Genomic DNA, 7,334 nt, shown 5'->3' on the forward strand with positions numbered 1-7,334 from the left:
AAACGCATCCTCGCCAGGACCTGACATCCCCATCCGTCGATCACCGGATGAGTGCCAGAGCCACTAAATTAGAGGGGGGCCAGAATCACGAACGCCCGCCACAGCCACGAGGACGGGACGGCCCGCGCGGAGACCGTCTCGAAGGCCGACAACTCGCTGTACCACGAGATGATCTCGGAGTTCCACGCGCCGACCGGCGTGCCGATGGTGTCAACACGTCGTTCAACGACAACGAGGAACCCATCGTCTGCACCCCGCAGGACGTCGTGCGCTGCTATCTCAAGACCGACATGGACGCCCTCGCCCTCGGCTCCTTCTGGACGGTCGATTAGCCGGTCCGCCCGTCATCGTTGCAGCAGATGGTCGATACCGCGCGGATGCGCTCGCGGGCGTCGTCGCGTGGTACACCGGCCATCGGATGAGCGATGATGGTCGCTGGTCAGGGAGCCTCCTCGACGAGCGGGCCGTCTCCCGCCGGCGGTGTCGGCCAGCCCGGTGGAAGCACTGACCGCAGGACGTCGAACACCCGCCGGGCGGCGGCATGGTCGTAGTCGGCCAGCCGCCCGGTCGCCTGCGCCCAGACACCACCCGCGGGCAGCGCCACGACCTCGTGGAACGCTCCGCTGGCTCGCAGGCTGGCTGCACCGCCGAGCCGGTCCGCCACTTCGGCCGGGATGACGGTAATCCAGGAGTATCCCTTGAGCCGTTCCCGCGGCGGGATATGCCGTATCGCTGCGCGCGTCTTACTATCGAGGCCGGCCAGGGACCGCTCCAGCAGCGACTCGACGCCGTAGTTGCCGTCTAGCTCGAGCGTGACCTCACCGTAGGCCGGATCGCTCACTGCTGCGACCTCCTGCAGGAACCCGCACAATGCACGCTCGGCATCCACGGTGCCGACCAGGAACTCGGGCGACGCCGACAACCCAAGCCGGACCCCGCCATCACCCCACGTCCGCACATGCAGGTCCGGGAAGCCGGGCGCGCGCCCTCCGGGCATACGCTCCGCGCGTTCGACGGCACCGGCCTGCAGATAGGCGGTCGCGCCCGGGTGCTGGTCCAGACCGTCCAGGAACACGCTCCAGCTGCGCGGATGCATCAGCAGCGCGGTAGCCACCTCGTCGTCGTACTCACCTTCGAAGCGGACGAGTTCGCACCAAGGCATGCCGACCGGCGGAAAGGTCTCCCAGATCCGCCCGGCCATGAGCGTGCCGGTGACGTCATCACCAGCACGGGGGTTGGCGTCCAGCCCGTCGTGCAACCGAACCGCCAACCTCGACCACGCCAACTCGAACCACATCCGCGTGACACGTCCGGCATCAGGTCCTGAATCCAGGCACAGGATCACATGGAGCCGGGACCCCGAAACGCCTTCCATCGGCCATCTCTCCGCTCAATTCGACCGTCAAGCGACCAACCCGTATCTGCTCCCACCAGCCCTAGCAGACGACCTACCAGCCGCAATCACAACGGGAGCACATACCTCGATGAATATCACACAGCCGGCGACCCCGGCGCCGATCCCAAGCCATTTGTACTGATCGTACGGGCTTGTGTAGTGCACAATGCCGCGATGCCGCTGCGTTCGACCCAGTCTTCACCGCCGCGGCATCGGCGTACTCTGCACACCGCCGCAGGCACCACGTGCGAACGCTGTTGCAGAGCGCTGGGTCGACACGGTTCGACGCGCGCGCTGTTGTATTTGCCGATCGGAGGGCGCGTTTGGGTGAGTGCCGGCCGGTCTTCAGATGGCGGTGGTGGCGAGCTCGGTGAACGCTGCGGCGACTCGGAGCCCGGACGGTGCGTCGAGCCCGAGTTCGTAGTGTCCGCGTCGGAGGTTCTACATGAAGGCGTGTCCGGCGATGATCGTCTGTGCGGTGCGGTCGGCACGCAGCCCGCGCATCGGTCTGAGCCGGTGCTTCAGCTGGCCGTGATCGGCCTCGATCGGTCGTTGGCATGGCGTTCGACGTGGTGCCACGCCGACGGGACCAGCTCGTCGAGGACGGCCGGGTACACCGGTGCCGCGTCGGTGACGACCTCGCTCGGTGTGACCTTCAGCGTGGCCAGCGCCCGGCGGAAGAACCGGCGTGCCGCGGCGGCGTCGCGGCGGGCGGAGACGAGCACGTCGATGACCTGGCCGTCCTGGTCGACGGCGCGATACACGTACCGCCAGACACCGTTGACCTTGATGTAGGTTTCGTCGACGAACCATCTGTCGCCGGGCGCATGCCGGCAGAACCGGGCCGCGTCGGCCAGCAGCGGCGTGAATCGTTGCACCCACCGGAAGATCGTGACGTGGTCGACCTCGGCACCGCGTTCGAGCAGCAGTTCCTCGACGTCGCGGCAGGATAGGCCGTAGCGCAGGTACAGCCGGACCGCGACCACGATCACGTCCGGCGGGAACCGGAACCCGGCGAACGCTGACTGCGGCGGCAACGACGGTCTGCGGCTTGGAGACTTCACTGCTCAAGCCTGCCTCGATCATGCCGAACAGCGAATGCAACAGAGCCCGCCGACCTACAAACCGTCGCGACCGCGCTCGCCGCCATGACCAACCGACCGCACCCGCTCGCGCAACCCGTCGACAGTCAGCCGGGTGGTCACCCGCGACCTTGAACACGTCGACGTCGCCGCTCTGCGGTAGCGCGATCAGTCGCGGTCGGCGTGCTCACGTGCGGCTACGTCACACCGGTCGGCTGACCCCCTTGACTCCCGGGATGGCTCCTTCACCGTGCGGTCGCCTCGGCGTCGGTGAAGTCGACGGGTGCGTCGAGAACGACAATCTCGTCGAGACAATCGGCGAATCCCGAGACGGTGCTGTTTACGAAACCGGGGGTTGCCCGCCATCCATTCTGTCCACCTTGAGGAATCGCACGACGCCGGTATGGATTTCCACACCATAGATTGCGAATACGGTCCCACGCCGGCGGGATGGTTTGCTCGCCGAGAGAGTAGTACCCACCCTCACGAACATAGAAGATTGCCGAGCTGCCGGAGTTCGAAAGTCGGAAAATCCGCGCTGGACGGCCGAGCAGATGGTTTTTGCAACCTTCTGCTCGGCCGGCATGTCCCAACCGGCAACAATGTCGACCAGCGAAACCCTCAGGGCATCAGTCAACACGGACCGGCAGAAGCACGTTGCCTTCGGAAACCAGCGCTGTGAACTCCCGGCGGGTCAGCGGCCCACCTGACAGGATGCGCCGACAGCACTGCTGTATGAAGCTCAGCGCTGCGGCTACTGCCGGATCCTGGGGTAGCCTGTACAGCCAAGCTGTATATCCAAGCCGTCGTACGAGTGCAATGTCTCTGGCCTGAACAGATGAGGTCAATGGCTCCAGTGCATACTCGATCCAGATACTCTCCGGCTGAGCGTCGACGGACGCGGCGGCAAGTCCAGCGTCCGCGCAAATTATTGCGGCCTGCACGTTAGTGCTCCACGGGCCGTCGAGGTCGTGGCCATTTGGAACTGAGGCCGCGAGACTGGCACGAAGCTCGCCGTGATCACCTGCCGGCCCGGCATCGAGCGCAAAGGTTTCTATGACCTCCAACGCTGGAGCGTAGTCACGAAACGACCACACTCCAGCGCATCTCCGCTCAACCTCAACGACCAGCGGCGCGAGCACCCGAGCGCACAGCCCGAATATTGTCGCCCTCCCCGTTGGCGACATCTCGTCGAGGGAAGTCGCCAGCCGTTGGATCTCAAAGTCCATAGCCGAATACTACACTTCGCTCAGTTATGTTGAATTCCCGACTGTCAAGTTGACCAGCGCAGTCATGTCGATCAATTCCGCACGGAGGCTGATTGTCGGACGCGACCCGTTCGAGCGGCCACAAACTGTTGTCATTGTCCGCGAGGAGATTTTCTTCGGCATGATTAGGTCCGTGACTTGTAACCAGCCGAATATTCAAACCGTCCGCCACAGCACGCGAGCCCGAATCCCACCCGTTGCTTGAACCAGCAGTTACATAGCCACCCGAGTCCTGACCGGCCGCGACGACTCGCGAATTGACCGCAGCCGGATGAGACGCATCCGTGCGAATCTGGTTGGCAAAATCTCGCAGTTGATCGACGGAGCAAGGCGGATGTGGCGTGAAATTGTCGATGTTATGAACAAGAACCGGAGAATCGCCAGCAATGACGAAATACGTGTGGAGGTTTGCCACGGTCAGATCTCGCATGACCGCCGAGCCAACATAGTTGCGCACGACAGCCACCGTGATGACCGCACCCGCAGCGCTACGGAGGTGATCACCAGGCTGAAGATCTTGAGCGTACATCCACGTGTCGGTATCGTCGTTCCAGAACGGATGATGCCAAGTCGTCTTGACCACCGTCGCGTCCTCGACACCGTCCCTTTCAAAGGTGACGGTCACCTCGGTGAGATCGGTGTCCTCGTTGCGGTGGAGTTCTTCAACCTTTTCGGTACGCAAGGCACCGGTCTGCGGTTCGCTGGCGACGACCTCGTCCCCGACAGTGACATTGCCAATCGCCTTGTACGAACCATCCGCCAGCAGCACCAGCGTCGACGGATCGAAACTGTGCTTCTTCGCCGGGCAGGCGCACCCACAGCCGGCCTTGCTGCCATCGGTACTTCCGTCTGTACGGCCCTTGGACGCGCCGGATCCGCCGCTACTGCCACCCCGATGCGCGCCGCCGCTGCCGCCTCGGGAGCCTCCGCCGCTGCCGGCTCGAGGTCCGCTGCCGCCGCTGCCGGTGGTGGAGGGTCGGCCAGCGGCGGGGTGACCGCCGCCTCCGCCGCTCGGGCGGCTGGCGCTGGGCAGGCCGCTGCCTCCGCCGCCCGGACGGTTTGCGCTGGGCAGGCCGCCGCGGCCGCCGCCTCCCCGGCCGCCGGCCCACCTGCTGGCGCCGCCGGTGAGTTTGTCCATGCCGGCGCTGAGGCCGCCGTCCAGGCCGCCCTGGATCATGCTGTCGGCGAGGCCGCCCCAGGAGAATTCGGCGTCGCCGCGTTTGACGTCGATCATGTAGCCGGCGCCGGCGGCCATCGCGCCCGCGACCGCGCCGGCCAGGATCAGGCAGCCGACACCGGTGGCGCACAGGGCGCCGACCGCGACCGCTGCCGCGATGCCGACGGCGGCGGTGGCGACGAACTTCCAGGGGTCTTCTTTGATCGTTTTGATGGTGTCTTCGGCGTACTTCTTGGCTGCCTTCACGGTGTCGGTGGCGCACTTCTTGACGCCGCCGTTCACGCACTTCTTGACGGCGTTGTACTTGTCCTGGACGGACTGGACCTTCTTCTTCGCCCAGTCCGTCGTGGACGCGACGACCTGCTTGCGCACCTCGTCGGCCTTGGCCACGACGTAGTTCCATGCCTTGTGCGCGTCCTGGTAGGCCTGCCCGGACGCGACGTAGTTCCACGAGTTCGACACCGCCGTGACGGTGTTGTTCACCGCGCTGGTGACCGTGTTCCACGCGCTCGACGCCGAACTCCTGAGCGACGACAAGAATGAGTGACCGGTGGGGTCGGTGTTCGTGAGGGGGTTGCCGCCGCCGTACTGGTACCGGTTGGCGCTGATCGACGCCGGGACGGGGCTGTTGTTCGCCGTGTCGCGGGTGTCGAACTGGCCGGTGTCGGTGTTGTACCAGCGGGCATGCATGTTCACCCGGCCGGTCGACTGCTCGGTGAACTCCGACTGGTAGCCGAGGCTGCCGACCAGACCGGTGCTCGCCAGGACGACGCCGAGCGGGTCGTAGCTCGCCGAACCGGTCAGGCTCGACCCGGTCGCGGTGAACTGCCCGACCACGTCCGTGTGCAGGTCCGTCCACACATACTTCGAGTTCCCGCCGGTGCCCGGACCAGCGGCGAGCAGGCCGCCACCGGGATCGCGGGTGTACTTGGTCGTGCCGTCATCGGCGAGGTCATTGCCCAGGCCGCTGTACTTGAAGCCGGGTTTCACCGCCCGGCCGAGGGCGTCGTAGGCGTACGTGATGGTGCCGCTCGCGGACCCTTGCGTGATCACCTGCCCGTAGGCGTCAGCGGCGGTGTCATACACACCCGACGGCCCACTGACCTGCTTCACCGACGGCACCGGCGAGACCCGCTGCATCGCAGTCGTCCAGACACGGACAGCACTTGGCGAGTCTGCGACGACCCCTCCTGGCGTCCGCTAGCCCTTCCCGGCGGCCGGGCGCCGGATCGCCGGCCGACCCAGCTCATCGACACGCAGGGCGTAAGCATGAACAGCACGCCGCTGCATGGAGCCTTACCCAACGAATATGAGCGGGTTCGAATACACACTCCACCGATGCGCATTACGGCAACGGTGATGGCAACCTGGGCGGCCATGTCCCGCCCGCAGGCGCACGTTGTGACCCGATGTCTTGCCAGATCTACAGGATTGGCAATGCCCTAATCCCGGGAGCATTGAGGCCGAAAAATCGTTCTTGCGGCTTTTTGCCCACCATCCGGCCGCACCTGCTCCCGCCGAGAAATTTAGAACCTCGCCGCCATCAACAGTCTTCACTTTGACAGGGACACACTTTCGGGCGGTCCGCCACACAGCACGGTAGAACTCCCGAGCGCGCGAATCCTCCACTGACGAGGACCACGCGAGCGTCCCTGAAACCAATCTCCTTTTGCATGTGATCCACCATTAGCCTTGACTTGTCGAGACTAATGACATACCTCGCACTAGGCCCGGTGGAACTCCCGTCAGAATTGCGGACACTAGGCAGCTCAGAGAACAAGCTCTGGTCCCATAACAGAACCCGAGACGCGCTGGATTTCGAGATCGATGACACTAGTGGGGACCCCGATCCAGCCCACCGGATCCCGTTCACGTACACCAGTGACGGAAGAGCTTGCAGCAACGCGCCCGAAAGGACCTCCTCGTCCTGACCCGTCAGGATCAGGTGCTTACTAGCAAGCGCCACAGGTTCCGCCTTCTACGGTTTTGTGATCAGAATAATAGGCTCACCAAGCGTCAGATGGAGAATTCCCCACGCATTTCCGACTTCACGCAGGGGCGCCGTTGCGCTATGGGATCGTTGGACGCGTTGAAACCCTGATCGGGGTCGACGGTCAGATCGCTTGGGCGAGTTCGGTGAACGCGGCGGCGACCCGCGTTGCCGCCGGGGCGTCGACGGCGACCTCGTAGTGTCCGCGTCGAAGGTTCTGCATGAAGGCATGTCCGGTGATGATCACCTGTGCGGTCTTGTCCGTTCGCAGCCCGCGCATCGGTCGCAGCCGGTGCTTGAGCCGACCGTGATCGGCCTCGATCGGGTTGTTGGCGTACTGCTCGACGTGGTGCCACGCCGACGGGATCAGCTCGTCGAGGACCGCGGGGTAGACCGCGGCGGCATCGGTGACCACCTCAGC

The 7,334-nt window shown here is 64.8% G+C and carries 4 protein-coding genes and 2 pseudogenes; 1 reads left to right on the top strand and 5 read right to left on the bottom strand.

The features are described from left to right. The first annotated feature begins 156 nt into the window (after positions 1-156). Positions 157-332, top strand: a pseudogene (locus AB0I21_RS53220) (carbamoyltransferase C-terminal domain-containing protein). A 107-nt stretch (positions 333-439) separates the two neighbouring features. Here AB0I21_RS53220 and AB0I21_RS53225 read toward each other — a convergent pair. From AB0I21_RS53225 to AB0I21_RS53245, 5 genes and pseudogenes are all read right to left on the bottom strand, one after another. Further along, positions 440-1,297 (bottom strand): hypothetical protein, encoded by an 858-nt coding sequence (locus AB0I21_RS53225; protein ID WP_360573050.1) that lies wholly within the window; start codon positions 1,295-1,297, stop codon positions 440-442. 444 nt (positions 1,298-1,741) lie between these two features. After that, a pseudogene (locus AB0I21_RS53230) lies at positions 1,742-2,433 on the bottom strand (IS6 family transposase). Between the two features lie 674 nt (positions 2,434-3,107). After that, positions 3,108-3,707 (bottom strand): hypothetical protein, encoded by a 600-nt coding sequence (locus tag AB0I21_RS53235; protein WP_360573052.1) that lies wholly within the window; start codon positions 3,705-3,707, stop codon positions 3,108-3,110. After that, on the bottom strand, positions 3,697-6,063 hold the full coding sequence (locus tag AB0I21_RS53240; RefSeq protein ID WP_360573054.1) for a polymorphic toxin-type HINT domain-containing protein: 2,367 nt from the start codon (positions 6,061-6,063) through the stop codon (positions 3,697-3,699). Before AB0I21_RS53240 ends, AB0I21_RS53235 begins: the two co-directional genes overlap by 11 nt. A gap of 974 nt (positions 6,064-7,037) precedes the next feature. Continuing rightward, positions 7,038-7,334, bottom strand: a 297-nt coding sequence (locus tag AB0I21_RS53245; RefSeq protein WP_360573056.1) for a DDE-type integrase/transposase/recombinase, incomplete at its 5' end; no start/stop codon positions are given.

Origin of the sequence: Dactylosporangium sp. NPDC050588, from assembly GCF_040654975.1 — a bacterium.
GTDB classification, from domain to species: Bacteria; Actinomycetota; Actinomycetes; order Mycobacteriales; family Micromonosporaceae; genus Dactylosporangium; species Dactylosporangium maewongense.

Bases quoted from the DNA above. Each gene is read 5' to 3' on its own strand.
- AB0I21_RS53240 (WP_360573054.1), bottom strand. From the start codon at position 6,063: ATGCAGCGGGTCTCGCCGGTGCCGTCGGTGAAGCAGGTCAGTGGGCCG.
- AB0I21_RS53235 (WP_360573052.1), bottom strand. From the start codon at position 3,707: ATGGACTTTGAGATCCAACGGCTGGCGACTTCCCTCGACGAGATGTCG.
- AB0I21_RS53225 (WP_360573050.1), bottom strand. From the start codon at position 1,297: ATGTGGTTCGAGTTGGCGTGGTCGAGGTTGGCGGTTCGGTTGCACGAC.